At 58.5% G+C, this 26,768-nt stretch carries 23 protein-coding genes; 12 read left to right on the top strand and 11 right to left on the bottom strand.

Going from position 1 to position 26,768, the window contains the following annotated elements; all coding sequences use genetic code 11:
- The first annotated feature begins 916 nt into the window (after window positions 1–916).
- From aqpZ to BLQ74_RS21170, 6 genes are all read left to right on the top strand, one after another.
- A complete protein-coding gene (gene aqpZ, locus BLQ74_RS21200; protein WP_090266009.1) occupies window positions 917–1,657 on the top strand; it encodes an aquaporin Z in 741 nt (246 codons plus the stop codon).
- Between the two features lie 70 nt (window positions 1,658–1,727).
- A complete protein-coding gene (locus tag BLQ74_RS21195; protein WP_090266008.1) occupies window positions 1,728–2,135 on the top strand; it encodes a DUF2501 domain-containing protein in 408 nt (135 codons plus the stop codon).
- A 628-nt stretch (window positions 2,136–2,763) separates the two neighbouring features.
- Window positions 2,764–4,065 (top strand): type II toxin-antitoxin system HipA family toxin, encoded by a 1,302-nt coding sequence (locus tag BLQ74_RS21190; RefSeq protein ID WP_244507231.1) that lies wholly within the window; start codon window positions 2,764–2,766, stop codon window positions 4,063–4,065.
- 780 nt (window positions 4,066–4,845) lie between these two features.
- Entirely contained in the window at window positions 4,846–6,411 is a 1,566-nt protein-coding gene (locus BLQ74_RS21180; protein ID WP_090266005.1) for a recombinase family protein, read from the top strand.
- A complete protein-coding gene (locus BLQ74_RS21175) occupies window positions 6,408–7,322 on the top strand; it encodes a plasmid partitioning protein RepB C-terminal domain-containing protein (RefSeq protein WP_090266003.1) in 915 nt (304 codons plus the stop codon). The genes BLQ74_RS21180 and BLQ74_RS21175 overlap by 4 nt, the downstream gene beginning before the upstream one ends.
- Window positions 7,322–8,224 carry a plasmid partitioning protein RepB C-terminal domain-containing protein gene (locus BLQ74_RS21170; RefSeq protein ID WP_090266001.1) on the top strand — a complete coding sequence of 301 codons (903 nt, stop codon included), beginning with the start codon at window positions 7,322–7,324 and terminating at the stop codon, window positions 8,222–8,224. The genes BLQ74_RS21175 and BLQ74_RS21170 overlap by 1 nt, the downstream gene beginning before the upstream one ends.
- A 115-nt stretch (window positions 8,225–8,339) precedes the next feature.
- Here the strand turns inward: BLQ74_RS21170 and BLQ74_RS27165 are convergent, their stop codons facing one another.
- From BLQ74_RS27165 to BLQ74_RS21145, 5 genes are all read right to left on the bottom strand, one after another.
- Window positions 8,340–9,188 (bottom strand): hypothetical protein, encoded by an 849-nt coding sequence (locus BLQ74_RS27165; protein WP_139199095.1) that lies wholly within the window; start codon window positions 9,186–9,188, stop codon window positions 8,340–8,342.
- A gap of 1,216 nt (window positions 9,189–10,404) precedes the next feature.
- Window positions 10,405–10,599 (bottom strand): twin-arginine translocase TatA/TatE family subunit, encoded by a 195-nt coding sequence (gene tatA / locus BLQ74_RS21160; RefSeq protein WP_090265995.1) that lies wholly within the window; start codon window positions 10,597–10,599, stop codon window positions 10,405–10,407.
- 93 nt (window positions 10,600–10,692) lie between these two features.
- On the bottom strand, window positions 10,693–11,097 hold the full coding sequence (locus tag BLQ74_RS21155) for a type 2 periplasmic-binding domain-containing protein (protein ID WP_090265992.1): 405 nt from the start codon (window positions 11,095–11,097) through the stop codon (window positions 10,693–10,695).
- Window positions 11,098–11,108: 11 nt separating this feature from the next.
- Window positions 11,109–12,278: a hypothetical protein gene (locus tag BLQ74_RS21150; RefSeq protein WP_090265990.1), complete on the bottom strand. Its 1,170-nt coding sequence runs from the start codon at window positions 12,276–12,278 to the stop codon at window positions 11,109–11,111.
- Window positions 12,279–12,301: 23 nt separating this feature from the next.
- A complete protein-coding gene (locus tag BLQ74_RS21145) occupies window positions 12,302–13,924 on the bottom strand; it encodes a methyl-accepting chemotaxis protein (RefSeq protein ID WP_090266038.1) in 1,623 nt (540 codons plus the stop codon).
- Between the two features lie 386 nt (window positions 13,925–14,310).
- On the opposite strand from BLQ74_RS21145, the gene BLQ74_RS21140 reads away from it, so the two are divergent.
- From BLQ74_RS21140 to BLQ74_RS21115, 6 genes are all read left to right on the top strand, one after another.
- A complete protein-coding gene (locus BLQ74_RS21140; protein WP_090265989.1) occupies window positions 14,311–15,144 on the top strand; it encodes a phytanoyl-CoA dioxygenase family protein in 834 nt (277 codons plus the stop codon).
- A gap of 20 nt (window positions 15,145–15,164) precedes the next feature.
- Complete coding sequence (locus BLQ74_RS21135; RefSeq protein WP_090265987.1) at window positions 15,165–15,581, top strand: RidA family protein; 417 nt, start codon at window positions 15,165–15,167, stop codon at window positions 15,579–15,581.
- 69 nt (window positions 15,582–15,650) lie between these two features.
- Window positions 15,651–15,947, top strand: a complete 297-nt coding sequence (locus tag BLQ74_RS21130) for an EthD family reductase (RefSeq protein WP_090265985.1) — start codon at window positions 15,651–15,653, stop codon at window positions 15,945–15,947.
- A gap of 156 nt (window positions 15,948–16,103) precedes the next feature.
- Window positions 16,104–16,805 (top strand): TetR/AcrR family transcriptional regulator, encoded by a 702-nt coding sequence (locus BLQ74_RS21125; RefSeq protein WP_090265983.1) that lies wholly within the window; start codon window positions 16,104–16,106, stop codon window positions 16,803–16,805.
- Window positions 16,806–17,010: 205 nt separating this feature from the next.
- Complete coding sequence (locus BLQ74_RS21120; RefSeq protein ID WP_090265980.1) at window positions 17,011–18,504, top strand: flavin monoamine oxidase family protein; 1,494 nt, start codon at window positions 17,011–17,013, stop codon at window positions 18,502–18,504.
- Complete coding sequence (locus BLQ74_RS21115; protein ID WP_090265978.1) at window positions 18,504–19,169, top strand: c-type cytochrome; 666 nt, start codon at window positions 18,504–18,506, stop codon at window positions 19,167–19,169. Before BLQ74_RS21120 ends, BLQ74_RS21115 begins: the two co-directional genes overlap by 1 nt.
- 231 nt (window positions 19,170–19,400) lie before the next feature.
- Here BLQ74_RS21115 and BLQ74_RS21110 read toward each other — a convergent pair whose 3' ends face one another.
- From BLQ74_RS21110 to BLQ74_RS21085, 6 genes are all read right to left on the bottom strand, one after another.
- Window positions 19,401–20,063, bottom strand: a complete 663-nt coding sequence (locus BLQ74_RS21110) for a hypothetical protein (protein WP_090265976.1) — start codon at window positions 20,061–20,063, stop codon at window positions 19,401–19,403.
- Window positions 20,064–20,091: 28 nt separating this feature from the next.
- Window positions 20,092–20,748, bottom strand: a complete 657-nt coding sequence (locus BLQ74_RS21105) for a c-type cytochrome (RefSeq protein ID WP_090265973.1) — start codon at window positions 20,746–20,748, stop codon at window positions 20,092–20,094.
- A 10-nt stretch (window positions 20,749–20,758) separates the two neighbouring features.
- Complete coding sequence (locus tag BLQ74_RS21100) at window positions 20,759–22,258, bottom strand: flavin monoamine oxidase family protein (RefSeq protein ID WP_090265970.1); 1,500 nt, start codon at window positions 22,256–22,258, stop codon at window positions 20,759–20,761.
- A gap of 308 nt (window positions 22,259–22,566) precedes the next feature.
- Window positions 22,567–23,931, bottom strand: coding sequence for an NAD(P)/FAD-dependent oxidoreductase (locus BLQ74_RS21095; protein WP_090265969.1), 1,365 nt, complete (start codon window positions 23,929–23,931; stop codon window positions 22,567–22,569).
- 11 nt (window positions 23,932–23,942) lie between these two features.
- Entirely contained in the window at window positions 23,943–25,181 is a 1,239-nt protein-coding gene (locus BLQ74_RS21090; RefSeq protein ID WP_090265967.1) for a thiolase family protein, read from the bottom strand.
- 17 nt (window positions 25,182–25,198) lie between these two features.
- Window positions 25,199–26,758 (bottom strand): AMP-binding protein, encoded by a 1,560-nt coding sequence (locus BLQ74_RS21085; protein WP_090265965.1) that lies wholly within the window; start codon window positions 26,756–26,758, stop codon window positions 25,199–25,201.
- Between the last annotated feature and the right edge of the window lie 10 nt (window positions 26,759–26,768).

Genomic DNA, 26,768 nt, shown 5'->3' with positions numbered 1-26,768 from the left:
AATACTGATCGGGTTTTGAGAAAACCCTAAACTTGGCTCAGCAATCGCAAAAAACTCTCGAATTCACGAGTGTTACTTGTGATGCTGATAATCTTGCGATCACCAGTCTTAACTCACAAGCACCCACACGAATTGCTTGATTCAACTTGTTAAAGAGCAGTTGGTTAAGGCTTTCGTCTCAACCGAGGCCGCGCATTCTACAGCAACCTCTCGTTCCGTCAAGCGCTATTTTCGAAAATTTTCTTTTCTACTCAATCACTTGCGTCGTTGCGGACTCCAGGAGCGCCGCAGCGAGGTGGCGTATATTACAGCCTTTAAAAATGCTGTCAACAGCTAAAAAACAAAAGCCCAGCAGAATTTGTATAACCAGCAGCAGGAGGCTCTTTCGAACAGCAGTTGGTACGTCCGTCTATATAAAGACGGATATGAGTGGCGCAGCTCATTCGTCTGCTCCCACGGAAACCAAGGGGCGACTCTCGGCCGTTGCCAGAAGCGCAAAGCCACCAAAATGGCGAGGCTTTCAGCAGGTAGCCAGACGAACAGGTCCTCGCGGCGTCTGAGATCCGGGCGACATCCTTTTCAACTATAGGGTGGGACCGCCACGACGCCGGCCGGGCAGCAGCCATCCAACCGCAACGCCGGTAACGCGGCCTTGGCTGAATCATTTTGCCTTGCCGCGGACGACCGCTGTGCTTTCCGTCGGCGCACGCGGCACGCGCCTCGCGGTCTCGGCACCAACTGCTAGGCTCAAGCACTCCTCCCGGGAGAGGCCCTGGCCCACGGGTTGCTGAGCACGTTGTCTGCCGGTGACCATCGCTGTGGCCGGGTTCGCCTGCCGTCCTCTGGAAGCCCTGGCTCGACCTGCGGGTATCGAGCCGTCCATTCAGGAAGATCGCTACTTCGCAGCGGAGGCAACATGTTCGGAAAACTCGGTGCAGAACTGATAGGAACCTTCTGGCTGGTCCTGGGCGGTTGTGGCAGTGCCGTACTGGCCGCGCACTTCCCCGAGGTCGGCATCGGCCTGCTCGGCGTGGCACTGGCATTCGGCCTGACGGTGGTGACCATGGCCTTCGCCATCGCTCCCATCTCCGGCTGCCACCTGAATCCAGCCGTGAGCTTCGGGCTCTGCATAGGCGGCCGCTTTCCCGTCCGCGAGCTGATTCCCTATGTGATCGCGCAGGTCATCGGCGGTGTGCTGGCCGGCGCAGCGCTCTATGTGATCGCCAGCGGCGTGGATGGCTTCGATCCAGCCAATGGCTTCGCCGCCAACGGCTATGGCGAGCACTCGCCCGGCGGGTTCAGCCTGCCCTCGGTGTTCTTCTGCGAGGTGCTGATGACCGCCATGTTCCTCTTCATCATCATGGGTGCCACCGATTCCAGCGCTCCTGCCGGCTTCGCCCCATTGGCCATCGGCCTGGCGTTGACCCTGATCCACCTGATCAGCATCCCAGTCAGCAACACTTCGGTGAACCCAGCGCGCAGCCTCGGCGTCGCCCTCTTCGCCGGCCCCTGGGCACTGCAGCAACTCTGGTTGTTCTGGATCGCCCCGCTGGCCGGCGGTGCCATCGGCGCACTGACCTACCGACTGATTCGCGGCCGGGCCGCCAAGGAATCGGTCGACGCGCCTCCTGCAGCATCCACGCCGCTGGGTGATTGAACCGGGCCGTCACCGCGCGTCCATGAGCATCCAGGCCCCTACTCAGTCGCTATCGAGGAGCAACCAGCCCATGAAGATATCCCGTCCACTCGCCCTTGCCGGAGGGCTGGCGATCACCACCCTGTGCCACCTGGTTCCCCTGCCCGTCCAGGCCGCCAATGCCTTGAGCGGACTGACCGGTAGCCTGCCGCTGGGCTCGCTCAGCTCCAGCAGTGCCGGCAACGCAGCCGGCATTCTCGAGTTCTGCGTGAAGAACAACTACCTGAGCGGCGACAGCGTGTCCTCGATGAAGAACGCTCTGCTGAAGAAGGTTCCCGGCGGGTCCTCCGGCTCCGACAGCGACTACAGCGACGGCGCCAAGGGCATCCTGCACAGCCCGGGTGGACAGACGCTCAACCTCAGCGGCAGCAACCTGAAGGACAAGGCCACCAAGCAGGTCTGCGAGATGATCCTCAGCCAGAGCAAGTCGCTGCTTTAAGCACGGACCGCGCTCAGCAGGAATCGGCGCAGGGCTTGAGCAGGGTACCTGCCAGGGATCGATGCTGTAGCGCAGGTAAAGCAGCACGTGACTGGGCGCCTCGTCTTGGCGGCGCTGCGCAGTGAAGCGCTGTTACCCAGACCCCGGTGATCATCCGGCGGCCGCTCGGCCTGGCCCACGGTGTGAGCCCGCTAGCCCAGGTCGTAGTCGTCGTCGCGCCAGGCGTAGCTGAATGACACGCAGAACGAAACGGCAGAGACGGTTACGCCAAGGCGAAAGTCAGACAGATGCTTCGACACCTTTCCGACCCCGAAAAAGCAAAGCCCCCGAAACGCTAGGCATTTCAGGGGCTTGGCAGGGTGTTCTGGAGCGGGCGAAGGGAAATGGAGCCATTTCTCGCTTCCCCCGTAATAACCGCCTATCCCACGAAATATGGATGCGGAGGTTATCAGGAGCTGACTAGCTCAGCCACTGCGCCAGAATATCTGAAATCCAGATATAGTCTAGCCCCACGACAGGGAAAATTTGCAGCCGGGGCCGAGGAGCAAATGCAGCAATTCTCAACGAGTCTGCGTTGGCGCCATATCCGAACGATGAACTGCACTCAGCAAATCGCGAGGAAGAGCTGGTGAGCCACCTAACCTTGCAGACATATCTGAACGGCGATTGGCATGACGCCATGAAAATCACGCTGGACTCGCAGCGAGGATTGATGGGGCCATGCAGCTTTCACTATCTGCCCGAATACCTCATCGAGTTCGCGAGCGATGCCAGGCACCCTGCTGCGGCGGTCAGCGCCAACCTCCCCTTGGGCTGGGATGTCCATTTTGAAAGAAGCGCCCCAGCGTTCCTTCACGACCTGATTCCATCTGGAGCGTCGCGCAGAACGCTGCTCAACCTGTCGCACCAGGTAGCGCGGCAGATACAGTCAACAGACGCATTCCTACTGCAACATTTTGCAGCTCACTCGATAGGCCACCTTCGGGTGAAACCTTCTGAGCCAAACCCAGGGTTGCCACAGCCGACGTATCGGCGTGAAGAGATCATCGAATGGGGTACTCCGTGGCAGCTGCCAGAAAGCGTCCTCGCATACGGTCTAGGGGCAAATGGTGAAGCGCCTAAGCTACTACTGACGGAGGTTTCCGACGATCAACTCAGTACGGATGGCCTGGTTAACGATGCAGACGCGCAAAACCACTGGCTCATCAAATTTGCTCGCAACCGCAAAACGGCAACAGATCGGGACATTCTTCGAGCGGAGTACTGCTACTACAAAGCCCTGCATCAGCTCGGAATAGAAACGGTATACACAGACGACATGCGCCTAGAGGAAGGCCCGGAGCCCAGCCTGTGGATGAGGCGCTTCGATCGAAATGCGACAGCGGGGCAAGTTCTCAGGCACCCAGTCGAGTCAATCTATTCCGTCATGGGCGTGACGACCCCAGGCACCCGTCTGGATCATGTCGCAGTGCTCGATTCGCTAGCGGAGCTCTGGCTTGCTGCAGGGCAATCGGCGCAAATTCCGGGGCTCGTCGTCGAGTACCTGCGACGCGACCTGATTAACCTCGTTTTGGGCAACAGCGACAACCATGGCCGCAACACTTCAGTGATTCGTGCCCCAACTCTACGTCTTGCTCCGATTTACGACCTAGCGCCAATGGTCATGGACGAAGAAGGCATCAGCCGAGCGACGCGCTGGTCACCGGCGATTGAGAAAGGCGGAGTTGTCGAGTGGCGACAGGCATGCGCGGCTGTGTCTCGGTGGGCTCCCCCAGACCAGTTGTTTGAGCAACTACGATGCGAAGCACTCCGATTGATGGCATTACCTGATCTGCTTAGCGAAATTGGGCTTCCCGCTTCCGTAAGCAACCACCCGGCTATTGGATTGGCAAAAATGAGTCAGCGAAGCAGTTTTCGAAGCCTGCTGTAACCACAATCCACAATACACCCGATTGCTTTGACTCACTCAGGCAGCTCTGCAAGGGAAGAGTCAAGGTCAATATCGATACCCTCGATCAAGGATTGAGCACGGTTCCTTAGCTCTACATCGATACCTTTACGCGATCAGGAGAACCGGCGAGATCCTTGGCCAAAAACGCATCAAGCGCGAGATCGGCTTCTGCTGCATTTATATGGCTCTTCATTTCATTGCCCTAGCCATGCTGAAGACAGGCTTTGTCCGTAAGACCAAGGGATCGCAGAGGTACCCTAGCCTCCACTGAAGCAAGGGTACATGGCTAATGGCCCCCCAAGTTACGACTCTGATGCTCCCAGCTGAGTCAAACTATCGACTCGCTCAAGCACAGCAAGAAGACTGGACCTGAAGCTATGTAGCTCCATAGTCAGAATGGCCTGAGGGCGACATGCCATGCTCAGAAATGCGTTTAGGGCTGCGTCCGAATGCGTAACCAATGCAATCAGGTGCTCCCCTCGCGGGCCAGAGGTGCCAGCCAGCCAATTCTTGACTGTTCGCTCGTTTGCATTGGTCCAGCGCATTAGAGTCTTAATCGCTTGATGCGTAGTGCCAAGCTCAGAGTGTAAAGCGCTTGAAATCTGTTTCGCATAGTGCTCCGAACCCGAAAAAACACTGCCCATTTTCGTAAACATTTTTCCTTCCCTCGTCTTCTACCTTTTGTTGATCTACGCCAGTCACTGGCGCACCCGCTTGAAAAGTATTGGTTACAGGCTGACCAGGATTAGGGCTTCGCCGATGAAAATCTCCATTGGCTCCGCCGAAGACGAAAAAACGGCAAGACTGCGCAGAGCAGCGGCTTATGTGCGGATGTCTACCGAGCACCAGCAATACTCGACCGAAAACCAGCTCGACACCATTCGTCTATTTGCATCCGATCACGGGTTGCAAATTGTTCAAATTTACACTGATGCAGGAAAGAGCGGTCTGCGGCTCGAAGGCAGAGATGCTCTTAAGCAGTTGTTCGATGACGTTGAAGGCGGACGTGCCGACTACTCAACCATTCTCGTTTACGACGTTAGCCGGTGGGGACGTTTTCAGGACCCGGATGTAAGCGCAAGCTATGAAGTACGCTGCCGGCAGGCAGGAGTCTCTGTTCAGTATTGCGCTGAACAATTTAGCAATGATGGGTCACCGATTTCCAACATTGTTAAAAGCGTGAAACGGATGATGGCGGGCGAGTACAGTCGCGAGCTTTCTGTAAAGGTTTTTGCTGGGCAATCTCGCTTGATTGCGCTTGGGTATCGGCAAGGTGGACCGGCCGGTTATGGCCTCAGGCGCCAGTTGGTCGACGCCAGCGGCATTCCAAAGGAAGTTCTAGAACAGGGTAAGCACAAAAGCATCCAGACTGATCGTATAGTTTTAATTCCAGGTCCTGACGACGAGATCGAGGCTATTCAGTTAATTTATCGATTTTTTGTCGAGGAGGGACGACGTGAAGGGGAAATTGCCTCCTGGTTAAATTCCCGAGGCGTGATGAATGACCGAGGCAAACCCTGGACGCGCGGCACTGTTCATCAAGTTTTGATCAACGAGAAATACATAGGCAACAACGTTTGGAACCGCTGCTCCTTTAAGCTTAAAGAACAGCGTATTCGCAACAAGCCTGATGAGTGGGTCAGGGCAGATGGTGCCTTCACGCCAATCGTCAATTCGCTCTTATTTCGGGCTGCCCAAGAAATCATCCAGGCCCGGTCATATCGGATGCCGGATGAGGAAATGCTGGAAAAGCTTCGCGGCATCTACACGCGGCATGGCTACCTTTCAGGGCTTCTAATCGACGAATCCGAAAACTGTCCTTCAAGCAGCGCATACCAACACAGATTCGGTAGCCTCATTCGCTCATATGCCCTGATTGGCTACACCCCGGAGCGCGATTACCAGTATGTCGAGGCAAACCGCCGCCTCCGCCGCATGCATCCTGTCTTACTTCAGCGCGTCATCGAAGAGATTGCTACGGTCGGCGGAAACATCGTGATGGATCCGGAGAATGACCTACTACAGCTCAACGAGGAGCTACTCATTTCCCTGGTTCTATGTCGATGCCATCTATCGGCCAGAGGCAGTAAACGCTGGAAGATTCGGTTCGATCTCGGCTTAGCCCCTGACATCACCATAGCCGTCCGAATGACTGAAGGTGAAGAGTCGCCCCTGGACTACTACATCCTGCCGACTATCGATATGGCCTCACCGAATCTGCGACTTGCGGATGGCAATGAGTCCGACATTGAGATCTATCGCTTCGACAACCTTCAAATCCTGGCAGAGCTATCGCGCCGCTCAGTTTATAGGAGAGTTGCATGACGGCTATCCCGCGCAATCGCAAGGCATCCCTGCATGTCGCCGAAGAGGCCCCCATTCGTTTGATTCCGCTCGATCAAATACGCGTGCTCAACCCGAGAGTGCGCAACCGTCGGGTATTCGCCAAGTTGGTCGAGAACATCTCGGCCCTCGGCCTGAAGCGTCCCATCACAGTCACACCGGCTACCGACTCCGCAGAGGACTGCTTTGAGATTGTCTGTGGGCAGGGTCGGTTCGAAGCGTTTCAAGCACTTGGAGAGACTAGCATCCCTTGCATGGTTGTTAGTGCGCGCGAAGCAGATCGCTTTCTTATCAGCCTCGTCGAGAACTTGGCCCGTCGGAAACACTCAAATCGAGACCTACTGAGTTCCATTCAGGTGCTCTCCGAACGGGGCTATTCCGCAACAGAAATCGCCGGAAAAACTTGCCTAGACGCCGGTTATATCACTGGCATCCTGGCCCTATTGCGGAATGGCGAAGAAAGATTAATTTCGGCTGTCGAGAGAGGCTGGCTGCCCATTAAATTCGCAACCGAAATTGCTAGAACCAGCGATAGCGAAATCCAACTAGCCATGCTCGAGGCATACGAAACAGGGGTACTTAAAGGCGATCAATTAATGCGAGTTCGCCGCTTGATTGATCGTAGAAAGGTATTAGGAAAGCGATACAGCCCGACATCAGGAACCGAACGCCTAAATACGCCGCAAAAGCTGCTCAACGCGTACCAAGCAGAGGTTCGCCGACAAAAGGTCATGATTAAAAAGGCCGATATTAACGAACAACGATTACTCATAATTGTGACAGCTCTACGCAAGTTATTCACAGACGAGTATTTCTGCACTCTGCTGCGCAATGAGGGAATGCAAGACATGCCAAAGCCCCTCGCGGATCGAATTCAGGGGGAAAACTCATAATGGGCAACGTCAAGCAAGCCTTTGAGCAAAGAGTAATTGCTGTACCGCTTGAGCGAATCTTGCCAACTCGAAAATTAGACAAGTCAATTTATACGAGCAAGAAGTATTTAAGCATTCTTAGCTCAATTCGCGAGCTTGGTGTTGTTGAACCCTTGGCGGTACACCCAAAACCAGTAGTCGAGGGTGGGACAACCTCGTACATACTGCTAGACGGCCACATGCGCCTTCAAGCGCTCAAGGATCTGGGGGGAACCGAAGCACTTTGTCTTATCTCAACTGACGATGAGGGTTTCACTTATAACCGCCAAATAAATCGTCTAACACCTATTCAAGAACACAAGATGATCCTTGCAACATTAAAGCGTGGCGTCGCAGCCGAGCGCATTGCTCAAGTTCTTGGAATAAACGTAGATCGCGTAAAGGTTAGAGCCAACCTCCTGAAGGGAATCGCCCCTGAAGTGATCGACATGCTCAAAGTCCGCATGGTCGCTCACGAGGTTTTCACAGAATTGCGCAGAATGAAGCCTATCCGCCAGATCGAAGCCGTAGAAATGATGATCAGCGCAAACTGCTTTACGCATAATTATGCACGGATGGTTTTGGCAGCAACTCGCCCCGAGTTCTTGGTCACGAAGAAAAAACAACCTACAGATATCAATCCAGCCGACATAGCTCGTATGGAACGAGAGATGGAGAATCTCCATCACGACTACCGACAGGTCGAAGACACGCTCGGTGAAACCATGCTCGTGCTGGTGGTTGCTAAGGGTTATCTAATGCGAGTGCTGCGTAATGAAGCGGTTGCTTGTTACCTTCATCAACATCATGCAGACCTGCTGGAAGAGCTGGTCTCCATAATGGAAGCAATCAGCGCTGATGCACGACATCTAGAGCGAGAGTAGCAACACTGCAGAAAATCGAGAACTGAGTGACCATGGTTCGTCTTAGCAAGACGAACCATGGTCCGCTACCAGATAGAAGTAGAGATTGGGGACCATACAGAAAACTCGCAGTGCGTCAGACGTCTGCGACTCCCTGTATGCTCGCAGGCCCAAAGGTACCAGTAATTTTCCAAACAGTAGCTTGGTGTTCCTCAAACTTCCCCCCCAAATCTAACCCAGTCCCCTTTACAGTCGCCTTAAAACTAGCATTCAACCCGTAATCATCCGAATACGTGAGTGAAAGATTGAAATTCTTTAGCCCATTATTTACGCGAGCGGTAGCAACTGCTTGCCAAAGGGACTCATGTGGATACCAAGTTAGATTCTCCGGAATTGAAGGAGAGTCATGCCCTGTCAGTTTTGCTTCAAAAAGAACTGAAGACTTTTCAGCCCCCTTCTTCCCGACACCAGCCGAAGCAGAATCTTGAGTTGGCGCCGAAATACCAAGGCTTGCTGAGAAGTCTTGATCCCAACCGCTCACATGCTCAACCTTGATTTCATTAGCACCAAGGCTCGATAGAAGCGTGATCACCTCTGCAAATTTATGCTCGAACGCCTGACGGTGAAACGAACTCGCGGTGTAGTACACCAAAGGATTCGCAGGATGCTGAGCATAAACAACATTTTCTCGCGGATGGCCTGGCGGGAATTCTAACTTAAGACTCTTGGATTCAGAATAACTAAGAGTAGTAAGGTCAGCTCCTTTATCAAGAGCATCCATAATTGTTTTTATGAGCTCTATCGCCTGTTTCCCTAAAGTTATAGCAAAGGGCTCCGTATAAAATGAGAACACCGACTTGGCAATTTTTGCTGCGAAGCTCTCGTCAGAAGCCTCTGACGCCGCCTGCGCTTCACGCATTGCTTCAGCAGTTTTATCCGGCACCACGACAATCAATCTGTGGCCAATTTCGTAGCTGTCATCCATGGAAGCTCTGTACTCCAGGTAGTTGGGCAGGCGAATTTGCCATAGCCTACTCGGTTTGGAAGGAGCGTCCAAACGCACTAGCTGGCTGACAACTGATAACCGGCCATCGCGATGCATGTCAGCTAGTAGCCCAAGCGGCGAAGAGGCTCCGCAAGCGACAAGCGACAAGCGACAAGCGACAAGCGACAAGCGACAAGCGACAAGCGAAACAGTGCACGGTTAACGAGGGCTGCGAGCAACCGACATCACGCCCAGCGTAAGGAGGGCTTATGCCCTCCTTACGCTTTGCCTTACCCCTTCAGTGAGCGACTCAATCCGCCCACCATCCGCGCCACCTTCGCTACAAAGAAAAGCAACCTTCCGACCTCACGCACCTTGCGGTGTGTATCGTCCAGTTTCGTAATTAAGTGGTACCGCTCCCACAATACCTCCCGTTGGCGTAGAAGCTCGCTTCGCTCGTCTGCACTGAGAAAAGAACTCCCTAATGCACTGACTATTTTGCTGTCGTACCTGTGGAACTCGCGCTCAATCCATCTCAGTACACTAGGTCTCTGGAGGTACGGCACAGCAGCGCAAAAGCATCCCGACAAAAAGATCGTCAATGTGAAGGTGGCCAGATTGAGAAGGCCTTGGTACCACAGGTTCAGAAGCACCTGGCACGGGATCCAAGCAATGAGGGCCAGGTAGCCGGACTGTGAGGTTGGGGAGTTCCAGAAGGAAGGGAGAAAGGACTTTCTTCGCATAGCGGTTCCTTGGCTTGATAGGAACCTCATGCTGGCAAAATCACGAAATGGATGCATCTGTACCAGCTGCACTTGCTCAGCCTAGGCGAACGCCCTTGGGAGGGGCCATCCGCTTTCAGCCGATTGCAATCTTGGTGGTCATGACCAAGGCTCGTCCTTAGCAAACGAACCATGGTCCCCTGTCTCTCCAAGTCAAAACGCAACCTGGCTCGAGGTTCAAACGATTCCGGCTGAATTCAGAGCCAGGCAGCACAGGGTTAGCATTGATGCTTCAGCCAAATCGATACAGATATCCGACGCAGGACGTAGCCGAAGTCCCGGAGTCAAACCGATGACTATCGGATCACGTTTGAAGTAACTAATCCCGCACCGACATCGCCATTGCTAGTCGAGAAATCCACTCTGCCGATAGCCGAAATCCCAAGTGCGCTCTCGAAGAACATGGTCAGGGCCCACGCTCCGCCGAGCGACTTTCAATGCGGACGTTCGGGACCGCCTGCACGCTTGCTTTCTCCCACCGGATCCTCCGATTGATCGGCGATCGACTTACGAAAGCCCTTGATCGCCTCGCCCAAGTCGCTGCCGATGTAGCGCAAGCGTTTACCGCCAAACAAAACCAACACGACCAGCAACAGCACCATCCAGTGCTTCCAGTCCAGCATTCCCATAGGTTCCTCCGGTAGCGAGCGTGTTCAGCACATACGGGATCGCGAATGAAAAAAGCCCCCGGGCAGACCGAAGGCTTGGTATAGAGGCTGAGGTCAGGGCAGCGTGAACAGCACCTTGACCTGGTCGGTCACCTTGGCCTTATCCACATAGCCGATGGCATCGGCATCGGACGCTACCTTGGCGATCACCTCGGCATCATCTGCAACGCTGGGCAGCGGTTGCCCCTTGCCGGTGAACACCAGGCCCGACCAGTATGACTTCAGCTGAGCCTCGCTCTTGTTGGCGACGGCGGCGTAGAACTTCTCCTTGGTCGGGTTCCAGTCCTTCTGGTCGATGCCTTTCAGCGCCTTGCTCTTGCCCAGGAAAATGTTGGCGACGTCGGCTTGCGACAGGCTGGCATTAGCCGCCGGGTTGGCGATGACGGCCACCTCGGCACGGGCCGAGCAAAGAACGCCCAGGCTGCCGACCACAAGAACGGTACGAATGAGCTGCTTCATGGCTGCGCCCCTTAGAAGACGAAGTCAACGCCGACACTGATGATGTCGCCGTCATAGTTGCGGCTGGGCGACCCGAATGCTCCCCCGGTGGCATCGTAGGCGGCGTTCTCGTATGTCTCCTGGGCATTGCGCACGAACACGCCCTGGTAGCCGCCCGTAGTGTCGACGCGCTTGTACTCAGACTTCAGCACCACCGTCGGCAAAAGGTTGTAGTTCAGCCCCAGCGTCCACGAACTCTGCCGGCCGCCCCCCTGGTCCAACTGGGCGTAGGTCAGGTGAGTCAGGAAATCGCCGAAGCGGCGCCCGCCCATCAGGTAGAAAGCGTCGGTGCCGCCGCTGCCGTCGCCCTCGATCTTGAGGTTCGTCCACTCATCGGCGGTCAGCCAGGTGCCGTTGTCGTACTGATAGCCCAGCGACGTGAACCGAGCCTTGTTGCCGTCCAGTTTCAGAAAGCGCTGCGGCTGGACTGTGCCGACATCCGGCGGGATCACGCTGACCACATCGGCGGTGACGTCGGTATCGACATCAGCCTCGACGTAGCCCAGGCGGAGGGTGCCGAAGTCGTTGCTGGCGAGGCTGACGTTGGCACCGAAAATCTTGCTGTAATCGATGTCGAACTTGTCGTCCAGCGCGAACTCCTTGTGATTTTTCGCCTGCCCGCCAACGACCTGGAAGATGACCGAGCCGAACGCCAGCGGCAGGGTGTAGGTGAGATCCCCGCCTTCATAGTTGGACAGCTGGACCTGGCTGTAGACCTCGTCCGGGAGTCGCAGCCAGGGATAGCTGAAACCCACGTCGAGGCTTTCGGAATACATGTACATCGGGGTACGCAGCCGACCGATGCGGAACATCAGGTTGTCGGTGCTCTGCCACGACAGGTAGGCCCACTCCAGGCTGCCCTTCCACTGATCCTGGTCGGCCTTCGCAATGGCCTGGACGGTGACACCCAGGGTGTTGGTCAGGCCATAGCTGAACTGCCCACCGAGCTTGCTCAACTGATCGCCGCGCCACGCATCAGTGGTCTGGCCAGTGATGCCATAGCTGCGGCCATGGTCCTCCCCTCCCAGGTGGGTCAGGCCGGCGGTGCCAAAGCCGTTGAGGCGGTATTCGCCCTGCTCCAGCGCGAACGCGGGTGAGCCGGCCAAGCAGATAGCCAGGCCGAGGGCACGAGCGGTTGTCATGCGGTGATGCTCCGTTGGGTGGATTAAACGCGGAATTGCGATGTCGCCGAGCGCAGGTGATCACCCGTGCCGATCAGTTGCTCGCCCAAACGGGCGGTGGCCTCGGCGCCGCTGGCTGTGGCCTGAGCGTCCTGTTGCAGGACCTGGGTTCGTTGCTGGATCGCCGTCGAGAGGCCGATCTGCTCTTGAGTGAGCTGGGCGATACCGGCATTGAGCGCGTCGATCTGACCAACCGCAGCGGCAATGGATTCGAGCGTGCGGGTCGCCTCGACAGAGCACTCGATGCTGTGCTCCGCCTTGTCGCCATTGGCGGTCATCACCATCAACACGCCATTGGCGCTGGTCTGCAGGCGCTGGATAATCTGCTGGATCTCAGCCGTGGAGACGGCGGTCTTCTGTGCCAGGTTGCGCACCTCGTCAGCCACGACCGCAAAGCCGCGGCCCATGTCGCCGGCGCGGGCGGCCTCGATGGCAGCGTTGAGGGCAAGCAGGTTGGTCTGCTCTGCGATGCTGCGGATAACCGTCAGCACCGAGCCCACCTGCTGGGTTTCCTCTTCCAGTTGCCGCATGGCCTGTACGGCACCTAACACGCTGCTACCGAGGTCACTGATGCTGCCGGACAGCGCACTGATGCGACTGCGTGCGTCGACGGCCTGGCGCAACGCGGCGCCGGCACCGTCCGACGCCTGCTGCGAACGCTGGGCGACTTCGTGGATGCTGCTGGTGATGGTCTGGATATCGCAGTTGATCGAGTCCGTATGCCCCTGCTGAGACTTGGCGCTGTCCTCGGCCTCGCGAGTCAGCCGATACAGTTCCTGGGACATGCTGCCCAGCGGACTGGCCGCATCTACGACCTGGCAAATGGTGCCTTGCAATTTGCCGAGAAAGCCGTTGAACAACCGGATCATTTCGCCGATCTCATCGTGCGAGTCGACATCGACGCGGCGAGTGAGATCTCCGTCCCCACGAGCTATGGCCTGCAGTGACTCGATCACTCCATGCACGTTTCCCATGATGCCGCGAATGATGGCCCAGGCGCCGAGACCGACCAGAACCACCAGCAAGGCGCTGAGCAGGTAACCCATGCGAGTGGTGGCGACATTGTCGGAACGCGCCTGGCCCAGAGTGTTCTGGAAGTCCTCGTAGGCGTGGCTACGGAAGGCTTCGCCAAGCCTTTGAGTAGCGGCCAAGTCGCTGGCCATGCGGTCGAGGTTAGGGCGAAGGTCCTCGAAGCTCGCACTTCCCTTGATCAATTTTTCGGACGCCGACAAGGCGTTGTCGGCGTAGTGACTAATTGCCTGGCGCCAGCTCTCCAACTCGCCAGCGCGCTCTGGATTATCGCGCGTCAACGCCTGCAATTGCTGCTGCAAGCTGGCGACATCCGCCAGCACCTTGCGCACCTCGTCCAGCGTCGCCAGCTCACCGGACGCTACCGCGCTGTTGAACAGACCAGGTAGGCGGGAAAACTGGAAGTTCGCTGCATCAGCCTTCTCCAGGGCAGGAAGGCTGTTTCGCTCCAGCGTGTCCAGGCGGCGGTCATTGCCCGCCAATTGCACCGATGTGTAGACGACAAACAGAAGCAGACCCAGCAGAGCGACAACGGGCGACAGGGAGAGCTTCACGCTCAGCGACAATTTCTTAAGCACTGCGGCGTCCCTTAGGGCCTGCAATGTCCCTGCAGGCAACTTCTTGGAGGTGGGAGCGAATGCCGGCTTACCTCAGCCTCTCGCTCAATTTTATTAAAACACTTGTTACGCTAAATTACAGTAGCCTCCGCCCTTTGACAATAAGGGCCGTGCGGGATGCTGGGATGTGCTCAGGATCGGTTGCCAGGACGGCTCTGGAGCAGGAACGACGAGGCAGCAAGAGGCGAGATGCCGCGCCTCAGGACATGGCTTTGAAATGAGGGCTGCTGGCCTCTCTCTATCCGGATTGCCCGGTTGTCTAAAATTAAAATAACACTTGTTGCGCTAATAAAGACGACTTGCTAGTCTCCGAGACACCCACTGGCGTACCGCAGGAGAAAAGCACCATGAGCACTTCCCTGAGCAAGTCGTTCCTGGAAGACGGAGCCGTCCTCGTCAAAGGTTTCCTGAACAAGGATCAATTGGCGCAATGCCGCGAGGCTTACGACTGGGCCGTGGAAAATCATGGTCCCAATGCCTTCCGAATGTTCGACGGCACTGAGCAGCAATCGCACGTCGACAATGCCAACCCGATCGCCAAGGCCCGACTGGAAGCCCTGGTGTCATCCCTGCCCTTCGGCCAGCTGTTTGCCGAGCTCTGGGGATCCGAGAACGTCTGGTATTTCGCCGAGGAGGTCTTCCTCAAGGCGGGTGGACATGGCTCGCGTACGCTTTGGCACCAAGACACGTCCTACCTGCCGTGGGCCGGAAGACACTGGGCCAATGCCTGGATCAGTTTCGAGTCGGTGCCCAAGCAGAACGCCCTGGAGATCATCCGCGGCTCGCACCTGGGGCCACGCTACGATGGCACCACTTTCCTCGACCCGAGCGACCCGACCCAGCCCCTGCATGGAGGCGACGCACTTCCCCGCCTGCCTGACATCGAAGCGCATCGCCAGCAGAACCCGAATGTCTACGACGTGCTGTCCTTTGCCACAGAGCCGGGCGACATAGTGGTACTGCATCCTGGCTCGCTGCACGGCGGTGCGCCGGTCGATGACGCCTTCCCTAACCGCCACACATTCGTCTTCCGCTTCTTCGGTGACGACGCGACCTTCCACCCGCTGCCGAGCCAAAGCGCTTCGGGCTACCCCGAGCAGGGCATCCTCTTCACCGAAGAGCTGGCGTCCCTCAAACCGGGCGATGCCTTCCGCCACCCGACCTTCCGCCAACTCGTATAACGAACAAGAGGACACCTCCCATGAGCAACCAGGATCTGAAGCGGCAGCTGATCAACCCGCCCCAAACCCAGGTGCTGTACGACACCTATCATTTCTCCCAAGCCAACCGCGTCGGCAACATCGTCTGGGTTTCCGGCCAGGTGGGGATCGACGCCAACTTCGCTCCCGGCGCAGATATCACCGAGCAGTCGCACCTGGCCTTCCAGGCCCTGCGCAACATTCTCGAAGAAGCAGGCGGCAGTCTGGCTGATGTGGTCGAGCTGATTACCTTCCACACCGACCTGCAGGGCGAGGTGCATGCCTTCGGTCAGGTCAAGGACGAGTATTTCCCCGACCGTTACCCTGCCTGGAGCGCCGTGGGCGTCACCCAGCTGAGCCTGCCACAACTGCGCGTAGAAGTCCGGGCGGTAGCTGTGATCGGTAGCGGCAAGGCCTGACTCAACGGCATCGCAAGCAAAAGGCGCCTCGTTGTCGAGGCGCCATTGACCAACAGAAGGACTCCTCCAATGGCAACTCTCATCGTGAGCTACCCGGTCAGCGAAGGCGCAACGTTCGACCGCGACTACTACCTGTCGAGGCACATCCCACTGGCTCAGTCCGCGTGGGGCCAGTTCGGCCTGCAAGCCGCGGAGGTCCTGTTCCCTGCAGCGGGACAACAACCTCTCGCCGCCATGGTGATCATGCGCTTTGCCGACCAGGCGAACATCGACGACGCTCTCGCCTCCCCTGGAACCGCCGAGGTGGTGGCTGATGTCACAAACTTCACCAACCTGGCCCCGGTCATCTTCCGCGCGAACGACTGACGGCCACGGGATACTTTGCCACTAGGCCATCAACCCACTGGCGGTCGCAGATGCTTTCGCCCAACAAAATCCCTATGCTGGGTGGCAACCGGAATGCCCTACTGGCTTCCCGATAAATGCAATTCCGTCCAGCCAGCCGAAAAGTCGTCCATTTCCATGCATGAATCTCAACTTCCTCCCGCCACCGATGCAGACGACACGCCCGGGCAACCAGCCCGTCGCGGACGCCCCGTGGGCAATCACGAGGAGAAGCGTACCGAGCTTCTGAAAGCGGTGATCGAAGTGATCGCCAAAGAAGGCTACGCCGGCACCTCGATGCGTCGGGTGGCTCAGCACGCCGGCTGCACTACGGGTGCGGTGACCTACTACTTCGCCAACAAGGAGGAGATGGTAACGGCTGCGGCCCAGGGTCTTTTCGACGAGTTCGATACCTTGCTGGACTTCAGCAAGGAGCAGGTCGATGTGCGAGCGATCATCGAGGAATGGCTCAATTGGACCAAGGCAGACGAGCCTGACTCCTTGCTCGCGCTGTTCCAGCTGCTGGCCCATGCCAGACACGAGCGCGCCTTCGCCGACGTCATACAGCAGCGTTATTTCCGCTTTCGCAAAGTGTTCACAGCAATCCTGGCCAGGGGGCAGGAGGAAGGCATCATTCGCGATGATATCGACGCCGACCTGCTGGCCGACCAGATCAGCGCCATGGGCGACGGATGGATGCTGGCCATGCCCATCGAACCTGATCGCTTCACCCCCGAGCGCAAGCAGGCACTGCTGGATGCAGTCATTGTCCTGATCTCCCCTCCCCAGGCGAAAAAGACCAAGGCAACCGCCAAGGCCAAGCGCTCCGCCACCCGCTAATCGCATTCCCTTATTCAGCTGTGGAGCAAGGTCGGTCATTCCGGCCTTGCCCTTGTCTTTCGCCTGCCCGTCGAATGCCTCCAGCTCCGCATCCAACCGACCATTCGCATGGGCCTCGCCCTTATCCGCTTTGCTGCGCCAGCTTTGTGCGGTATATTTACATAACAGTTGTGATAATAAATAAACCACGTTCACAGGTGTAAAGATGGACTCAGATAACGACAACAATGAGCTGTCGCAGGAAGCTCGCCAGCGGCGCGCACTGATGCAGGCGATTGGAAGTGCGGCGTTGCTTGGTGGGCTCGCGCTCAGTGGGCGTGCCGGTGCAGAGGTGTTGAAGGGCGAGCGCGACGACGTGCTCGACGTGGCCATCATCGGCGGCGGCCTGGCGGGATTGACGGCAGCGCGTGACCTGCTGCGTGCCGGTAGCCAGTCGTTTGTCGTGCTCGAAGCTCGCGACCGAGTTGGCGGACGTACCTACAACCACGATCTGGGCAACGGCGTGATATCCGAAGCAGGTGGCCAATGGATCGGTCCCGGCCAGACCGCCATCGCCGATCTTGCTCGCGAGCTCGAGGTCGACACCTTCCCTACCTATTATCAGGGCAAGGCAGCCTACCTCATGGGGGACGCCAAGTACGAGGAAGACACCACTAACGGCGCGAAGAGCAACCCAGCGATCGTCGAGAAGCTCAACGAGTTGGCGCGCAAGGTTCCCAGCAAGGCGCCCTGGAAAGCAGCCGATGCAGCCACACTGGACCAGCTGTCGGTCGGCCAGTGGCTGGTGCAGCAAGGCGTGAGCAACGTCGATAAGTTCGGCTTCAACATGTCGGTGAGCCTGACCTTTGGCAGCCCACCCGCTGGTATGGGTCTGCTGCATTACTTGTCGATGATCAACTCATCCGACTGCAGCCTGGAGAAACTCGAAGGCTTCAAGGGCGGCGCGCAGGAAACTCGCTTCGTCGGTGGCTCGCAGGTCCTTAGCATCAAGATGGCGCAAGCACTTGGCGACAAGGTCAGTCTATCCAGCCCTGTTCGGCGAATCGTCGGCTGGAACCGCGAGTTCGTGGAACTGCATACCGACAAGGGCATCGTCCGCGCTCGCCAGGTCATCCTGGCCCTGAACCCGGCATTATGCGAGCAGATCACCTTCGATCCGCCGCTGCCTGGAGGCCGCGCCGAACTGCAACGGCACTGGCCAGCCCATGCCCCCATGCGCAAGACCGTTCACGTCTACAAACGCCCGTTCTGGCGAGACAAGGGGCTCAACGGCCAGATTGTGCAGGTCGAAGGACCTCTGATCCTCTCGTACGACAACTCGCCGCCGGACGGCAGCCTCGGCGTCCTCAGCGCCTTCGTCAAGACCGGACAGTTGCCCCGCGATCCCAAGGCAGCACAAGAGACGCTGTCCGCCATCTTCGCCCAGGCCATGGGTGAAGAGGCGCTGCACCCCCTGCAGTTCCACGATCACGACTGGGGCAAGGTCGACCCGTGGAGCCTGACCTGCATCTCGCCGATGCCGCCCGGCTTCTGGACGAAATGGGGCGAGTACCTGACCCCGTCGGTGGGTCGGTTGATCTGGTCTGGCACCGAAACCGCAGACATCTGGGCCGGTTCGATGGATGGCGCAGTCCGCTCCGGACACCGCGCCGCATTGGAAGCGTTGCAAGGACTCATTCAGGATCGGAGGAGCGCATGATGAAACGAGCACTTGTAATCAGCGCCCTCACGGCGGCGACTGCCCTGGTAGCGGCAGGCGCCATCTACGGCCCGGAGATGTACGCCGGATACCGCTTTATGAGCGCCCTGGACGAACATGATGCCCAATATCAGGCCAATGGCGGCGCTTGGCCGCAACTGCAGGACACCTGTGCGCTATGCCATGGAGCACATGGCCAACCGCGGGATGCACAGTACGCTTCTCTGGCCGGTCAGAGCGCCGCCTACATCGAGGCGCAGTTGCATGCCTTCGCCGACGGACATCGGCACAGCCCGCAGATGAGCCCTCTGGCGGCAAACCTGAACGGGGAACAGATCAAGCTTCTGGCTGGCTATTTTTCGCAACAGAAAGCGGAATGGACCGAGCCTGGCGCCAGCAACAAGCCGCTCGAGCAGCGTGGCCAGGATCTGGTCGCCACCAAAGCTTGTACTGCCTGCCACGGCAAAGGCCTTTCCGGCGGGCCAATTGCGCCGCGCATCGCGGGTCAGGGAGAGTTCTACCTGATCGATCAGCTTACCGCCTTCAAACGAGGTGATCGCAAAGACCCAAGCCAAGCCATGAACGCAATGGCCAGCTCGCTGTCGGACGACGACATCCAGGCTATCGCGCATTACCTGGGCACCCTAGCTCCAACCACCGAGTAGTCCCTTTCTCGTGTCGGTGGGCAGGGAAGCCCACCGCTTTTTCTGCGCAGTGATTCAGCCTCTCCTCTGCTGCGATTGCCAAACCACCTGCCTGAACGGGCCACTCTTTCCTCGCATCGCTAGCGCACTAGCAAGTAGCCAATCATCAGATAAACGAAAGCCGCCTTGTCAGGCGGCTTTCGTTTAGGTGTTGCCGGTGCAGGTAGTGCTCCCCTGCACCGGACGCCACAGTCAACGGGCCGGTAGCAGCGCCGACGAGCTTTTCAGCCGCTCCAGGACCCCATAGCCGTAGTAGAACTGGCTCAGCATGAAGGCCCAGGTGCTGAGAGCAAGAACATAGAAATTGAGAACCACATTCGTCTCGTCGCCTGGAATCTTGTAGAAGTCGTAGATGCTTGCGATCGCCTGGCCGGCAAGCATCGCAATGAAAATGCCAAGTGCCTGAAGATAGGCTCCGACACCGACCAGGCGAGAGGCGAAGTAGAGCAGGTAGACCGAGAAGATCGACCACATGGCCACATAGAAGTAAGGCAGAGGCTTGACCATGAAGCTCGCCAGAATGAGTACGAACGTGGCCGCGAAGGCAACCACGAACATCAGGAAATCCTTGGACTTCGATGGCTTATACCCATGCGTGACAGCCATCAGGCCAATGATGCTGATGATCGGAACGCCGAACCCTCGGGAGAAAGCATCGAGAAAATGCGAAATCTCGTAAGCGATGCCCGAATTGGTCAGGAAGAAGATCAATGCATTGGATGCTGAAAAGGCAATCACCAGGCATTCGACGCCCAGAAGATAATTCCGCTTTTTGAGAAACTTAAATCCGTATACCACTCCGGAAAGAACCAACAGGAAACAAGCAAGGCACAACACCAAAGTCCTGGCGTCCATAACGGCAACCTCGAAAATGAATGGCTGATCAATTGGCTTGCGGCGCTAGTGCCGCAAGGTAGTGGGCAATTGCCCGGCGATCGCCTGGAGAAAGTGTGGAAGTGACTGCTTTCATCGCTCCGCTGGGCTCGCTTCGTTTGCCGCTGGCGAATGCATCGAGCTGGGCAATCAGATAGTCGACGCCCTGACCGGCCAGACGTGGGAACTGCTCATGCCCCATCAGGTGTTCGCCATGGCAAGCAATGCATCCGCCGGCCGCCACCAGTTGCTTTCCCTTGCTGCTCAATGCCGGATCCGCCTGGAAGCTGCTATTTTTCCGGGCTTGCTGCTTGGCGTAATAATTCGCCAGCAGATCGATCTCCTGAGCACTCAGCGTCATCGCCAGCGGCCCCATGTTCGGATAAGTCCTCTGTCCGTTGGCAAAATGCTGGAGCTGACCAGCCAGATAGGCCACTGGCTGCCCTGCAAGACTGGGATAGCGCTGGTTGAGCGAACTGCCTTTGACACCGTGGCAGTTGACGCAGGTATCCGTCAGATGCGGCCATGGACCTCCATCGGCCTCATAGGCCTGGGCCGAATCGCTGATGTAGTTCTGCAGATGGTAGAGACCGAGAACATCGCGACCATAGAAGGCCCCCAGCGCGGCCATCACTGCCACAACGCCAAGCAATAACAATTTCTTCATCGTCCGCCTCCTACGCCTGACGCAATGCATTGAGGGCCTGCAGAGCGCTCTGATGGCCGGAGCGGACCGCGCCGTCCATATACCCCGCCCAGATGTCCGCCGTTTCCGTACCCGACCAGATCAGGTTCCCGCAGGAAGGCCGCAGAGCCTCGCCATGGGAGCTCCAGAAACCAGGTGGAATCGCCGATACACAGGTAATGGTCCAGGGATCGGCTTGCCCCCAGTCATGCTCGTGATACGACACCGGATGAAGTGCCTGCTCACCCAGCGCCTGTGCATAGATCTCCGCCTGCATGCGCTGTGCTGCCTGCAGATCGGAGGGAACCCGCGCATTCGAGATGAAGGCATTGATGACACCGATCTCACCACCCGGTGGCGAGTTGTCCCAGGCCCAGATGACTGGGCCATCGACGGTCAACACGTGACCGTTCAAGCCCTTCTCCCGCCAGAACGGCCGGGAATAGACCATGGCGCTCTTTCGCGCCGGGGAATGCGACGGCCAGGCCTGCTGCAACGCGGCGCGACCTTCGGGCAAGGGCGGGTCGAACGTGACCTGATGGCATAGCGCGGGATGGATGGCCACGATGACGCGGCGGGCGCGGACTTCTCCCTGGTCGGTGTGCAGCGTGACTACGGGGCTGTCCCATCCGGATACCCCGCGGACCGGGCACGACATGCGCACGCGGTCACCTAACTGCTCGGCCATCTTCAGACAGAGAACCTGCGAGCCACCGACCAGTCGTGTGCCCTGGGCGCTGTCCTTAATCGAGTCGAGCTTCTCGTATTCACAACTGGCGGAGTTGATCATCGAGAGGAAATGCAACAGCCCCATCTTGGCCGGTGCCACGCCACCGCTGAGCAGGAAGCTTGCGTTCCACCCGCCTCGGTCCTCGGGCTTGATGTTCTGCCCGGCCAGCCAGTCGCCTGCAGACATCTTGTCCAGCTCAGCGACCTTCGGAGACTTCCACGGTGCTGCCGAAGGCACGTCCCGTGACATTTCACTGAGCTTGGCAGCGAGCGCGGGATCGGTGCCGAAGGTGCCCTTGAGATCGATCTCCAGGTGACCCTCTCCGCCGAGAACGACGGTCCGACCATCGTAATAGGTCGGAAAGGTCCCAACCTCCAACTCACGCGCAAGATCGGCGACCGCAGTCTGGCCCGGCCCGATCCACTGCCCACCGGCTTCGGAGATGAATCCCGACCCCAGATCATGGTTGAGTGTGCGGCCACCAACTCGATCGCGCGCCTCCAGGACAACGAAGGAGCGACATCCCGACAAATGCAGGTCCCGCGCAGCCGTCAATCCTGCCAGACCGGCACCGATGATGGCGACATCCAGAACATCCTTCTCGCCTGCAGGCGTCGCGTAGGTTCCGGCAGAAGACTCGGCAGCATCTGCCAGGCCCAACTTCAATCCCAGGCCTCCGACGGCGGCCGTAGCTCCTGCAAACTTGAGTAATTGCCTTCGCCGTAAGTCGAAAGAACTATTCGAGGAGGACTTCTTGGTCATGCTTTATACCTCACGAATTCTTGGATTTATTACCCACAAATCAGCGTCTTTACGGCAATGAAAAATCGGCTTCGCATCTCGATAACCTTTTTAAAACCAATGCGTTGCCGAACCCGAGCACTTCGGAAATAACCCGGGAAGGCTCAGGTCGAACAATTGATTCTTGTTTTGGGCTTCGAATGCCGAAGTGACGCCTGAAAGCGCACCCAGCAAGCGATGCCGATTTGCAACCTCGTCTGTGGAACGTTAGTTATCCGGCACGGCGCATTACTACCGCGCAGGCGAGCGGCTCACACCTGGAGGTCACCTCAGGTAACGCTACGGGCCTTGCGGTTGGTGTAGTCATCGAGCCGATTAGCCGCACCTAGCGCCAGATTCATCACGCACCATTGCAACGGGTCGGGGAGCATCGCCGGAGTCTTGTGTCGCAAGGCCGCCAGAAGCGGATGCTCGATACCACCAATTCGCTCGGCGAGCAGATGTCCGATAAGCGATTGGGTACCGACCCCGTGCCCGGAACATCCGGCCGTATAGAGGATGTTCTGCTGTGCACCGGTTTCACCGACCACGGGCAACGCGTCGTAGGCAAAGCTGATATAGCCGCTCCAGCAAGCCTGGATGCCAAGACCACGCAAGGTCGGGAAACGATCGCTCAGCGCCAGCGCCAGTTCGCGATAGGCGGCGTGATCCGGATCGTTCGGCGTCTGGGCGCCATACACGTAGCGAAGCCGTTTGGTCGTCAGTACAAGCGTATTGCGGGCGGTAAGACGATGGCTCTCCATGGTGAAGTGCGAGGTCACAATCCCCTCGCGATTGGGCCACCCCAGCGAATCCAGCTGTGCGGACGAGAGAGGCTCGGTCTCGATCGCGGAAACCTTCAGCGGCATCACCTTGTTCTGCAGCAAGCCCAGTTGAGGTGTATAGGCGTTGGTTGCCAGCACCAGGAATGGAGCACTCGCCGTGCCTCGAGCCGTCTTGCACTGAATGGTCGGGCCTTCCTGGTAGGACAGCAGGGGGGTGTTTTCATACAGTTTCACCCCTGCCTGAATGGCCGCACGCCGCAGCCCCATCACATACTTGCCCGGATTCAGCGTACCGCCGCCAGGGACATAGCAACCAAACAGGAATGCGGGCGGAATTCCGCGAGCCCGCATGGCGGCATCATCGAGGAACTCTCCGGGAGAGCCCAGCTCCACGCCTATGCGCATGCTCTCGCGAAGCTTCTTCTCCTGGGAGGGATGGACCCCTGCACGGATGATGCCCGAGGCGTTGTAGTCGCAGTCGATCCCGAGCTCGCCGAGCCTTTTCTCGACATAGGAAACGCCCTGGTCGTAGAAACGAACGATTTCCTTCGCCTGCTCATGGCCCACGCGCTTGAGGAACAACTCGTACTCGAGCCCCTGACCGCCGGCGAGGTATCCCGCATTGCGACCACTGGCACCAAAACCGGCGAAATCCTTCTCCAGCACCACAACCTTCGCGCCCAGTGCGGTGAGTTCCAGGGCAGTGGAGAGCCCAGCGAAACCGGCCCCGACCACTATCACATCGGCGGCAACGTGACCTTCGAGCTCCGGCTGCAGGTCGTCCGGCTTCTCGACCCAACCTCCAAGAGTGCGGAATTTCTGGTCTCCGGCGGTACGGCCGGAACTTTCGTCTGGATGATTTCCACGCATGGCGGAGCCTCCTATCGACTCAGGATGTGAATTGCGACAGCGCCTTCCTCGACACCGATGAGACCACCACCGTTTTCCTGGATGGCATGGCGCGCGCCCTCGACCTGACGTGCTCCGGCCTCACCACGCAACTGGGTCGTCAGCTCATAGAGCTGGCCGATACCGGTGGCGCCGAGCGGGTGCCCTTTGGATTCCAGGCCGCCCGACGGGTTGATCGGAATGCGCCCGCCAACGGTGAAGTCTCCGCGTTCGGCGCAGATCCCACCTTCTCCCAGGGGGGCCAGGCCAAGGTTCTCCGCCTGAATGATCTCCCCCATCGCAGAGGCGTCGTGAACCTCAGCGACATGCATGTCCTGCGGGCCGAGACCTGCAATCTCGTACGCCTGGAGTGCCGCCAGACGGCTGACGTGCTTCTCCGGCTCATCCATGCTTCGCTTGGTGAAACTTCGAATCACACTGGCGGAAATCCGGATACAGCGCTTGGGATCGGCCCCGATTCGCTTCAGTCCTGCCTCGGTGCAGATAATCGCGGCAGCGGCGCCATCGGTCATCGGCGCGCACATTGGCAACGTGATCGGATAGGTGATCGGCGGAGCAGCCAACACTTCCTCGATGGTAAAGGGCTTGCGGAACTGGGAGTACGGGTTGTGTACCGAGTGATTGTGGTTCTTCGCGCACACCGCCGCGATCTGCCGCTGGGTGGTGCCATAGGTCTTCATGTGCCAACGGCAAAAGCCGGCGTAGATGGACATAAAGCGGCTGTATGGACGATCGGACTCCGAGCCAGGCGGCGGCACGACCCCATCCCCCATCTTCGACAGGATGGCGAAGTTCTCCTCGGCGCAGGCGACGTCCCACCCCGCTTCGAACAGGGCGAAGGACTTCGCCTTGTCGGCCACCACCATCTTCTCGCAGCCCAGGGCCAGCGCCACGTCAGTGGCGCCAGCCCGCAAGCTCTGCACCGCCAGATGGACGGCGGTGCTGCCCGATGCGCAGGCGTTCTCGACGTTGTAGGCAGGCACCCCATCGATACCGATCTTGCTCATGATCACCTGCCCCGGAATGGACAGTTGGCCCTGCAAGGCGCCGTTGGTGATACCGGCGTAGAAAACGGCACCGATGTCCGAGCGCTGCGCGCCGGAATCCGCCAAGGCGCCGTTGAGCGCCTCCAAGGCTAGGTCCTCGAGCCTGCGGTCCGGATGGCGACCGAATTCGGTCATGGCGATACCGGCGATATAGATTGCTTCCATCAGAAGATTCCTCGACTTCAGATCTGCCGGTTGGCGCCTTGCCAGTAGCGGGCACGCAGGTCCTTCTTCAGGACCTTGCCGACGGGGCTGCGTGGCAGTGCGTCGATGAAATCGACGGTCTTGGGCGACTTCACCGAACCGAGCTTTTCCTTGCACAGTGCGATCAACTCTTCGGCGCTGACACTCTGTCCGCTGCTCAGCTCGATCACCGCCTTCACGCTCTCGCCCCACTTCTCGTCCGGCACGCCAATCACCGCGCAGTCCTGTACCGCCGGGTGCCCCCAGAGCACCTGCTCGACCTCGCTCGGGTACACGTTGAAGCCACCCGAAATGATCATGTCCTTCTTGCGGTCGGTGATGTGAAGGTAGCCATCGGCGTCGAGGTGGCCGATGTCGCCGGTATGCAGCCAGCCATCGACGATGGTCTCGGCGGTCTTCTGCGGATCCTTGTAGTAACCCTTCATGATCAGATCGCCACGCACGCAGATCTCGCCAGTCTCGCCCTGAGGCAGGATCTGGTTGTCGTCGCCCATGATCTCGACCCGGATCAGCGGGTTCGGCCTGCCGACGGAAGAGAGCCGCTCGCTGCCGGCGATTGCGCCATCCACGAAGTGCTCACCGGGCGTCAGGTGCGCAATGGCGCCGGGTGCCTCGGTCTGCCCGTAGCCTTCCATCATCACCGGCCCGAAGACCTCGATTGCCTGACGCAGCTTTTCCACTGACATCGGCGCTGCGCCGTACAGGAAATAGCGCAGCGACGAGAAATCGACCTTCTTGTTCAGGTCAGGAATATCGAGCAGCCGGTAGATCACCGTCGGCGGCAGGAAGAACTCCGTGACCTTGTACTGCGGAATGGCGGCGAGCAGCAGCTGCGGATCGGGCTTGGTGATCACCACCACGGTGCCGCCCCTGGCCGTGCAGGGGAAAGACAGCATGCCGGCGGTATGGGTCATCGGCGCCGCGGCCAGGTTCACCGGCTTGATACCTGCCGGATAAGGGGTGTTGATCATGAAATGCGCGAAGCTGGTCTGTACGCTTCGGTGCGTGTTCATGACGCCCTTGGGCAGCCCGGTCGTACCACCCGTGGGGCCGACCCAGATCACATCGTCGGGATCGACCACCACCTGCGGATCGGTGCTCGGTTGCCCCGCGACAAACGCCTCGAGCGACTCGGCTCCCTCCACCTCACCGTCGACGCAAATCCACAGGCGGATCTTAGGCAACTGAGGCCGCAGGGCTGCGATGGCCTCGGCAAACTCGCGCTGGAAGAACAGGATCTCGCAGTCGAACGCATCCAGCACATAGCGGTTTTCCTCGGGCGCGTTGCGCGCGCCCACCGGAATCCAGCATTGGTTGGCGCGCCAAAGCCCCAGTGCGCACAACCAGGCAGTCACATCGTTGGCCGCCCAGACCGCGCCCTTTACGCCAGAGGCGAAACCCCTGGCCAGGAGCGCGTTGGCGATGCGGCAGGACATTTCACCCGCTTCGGTGAAGGTCGTGACCGCGCCATCCTGGATATAGGCCGCGCCGTGCGGATTGATCCGCCAGCCACGGTCGAAGAAATCAATGATTGCCATCGTGGTCACT

Origin of the sequence: Pseudomonas panipatensis (assembly GCF_900099785.1) — a bacterium.
In the GTDB taxonomy this organism is placed as follows: Bacteria; Pseudomonadota; Gammaproteobacteria; order Pseudomonadales; family Pseudomonadaceae; genus Pseudomonas; species Pseudomonas panipatensis.
Note: the sequence above shows the minus strand (reverse complement) of the source record. Positions and strands in the feature narration are given on the sequence as shown.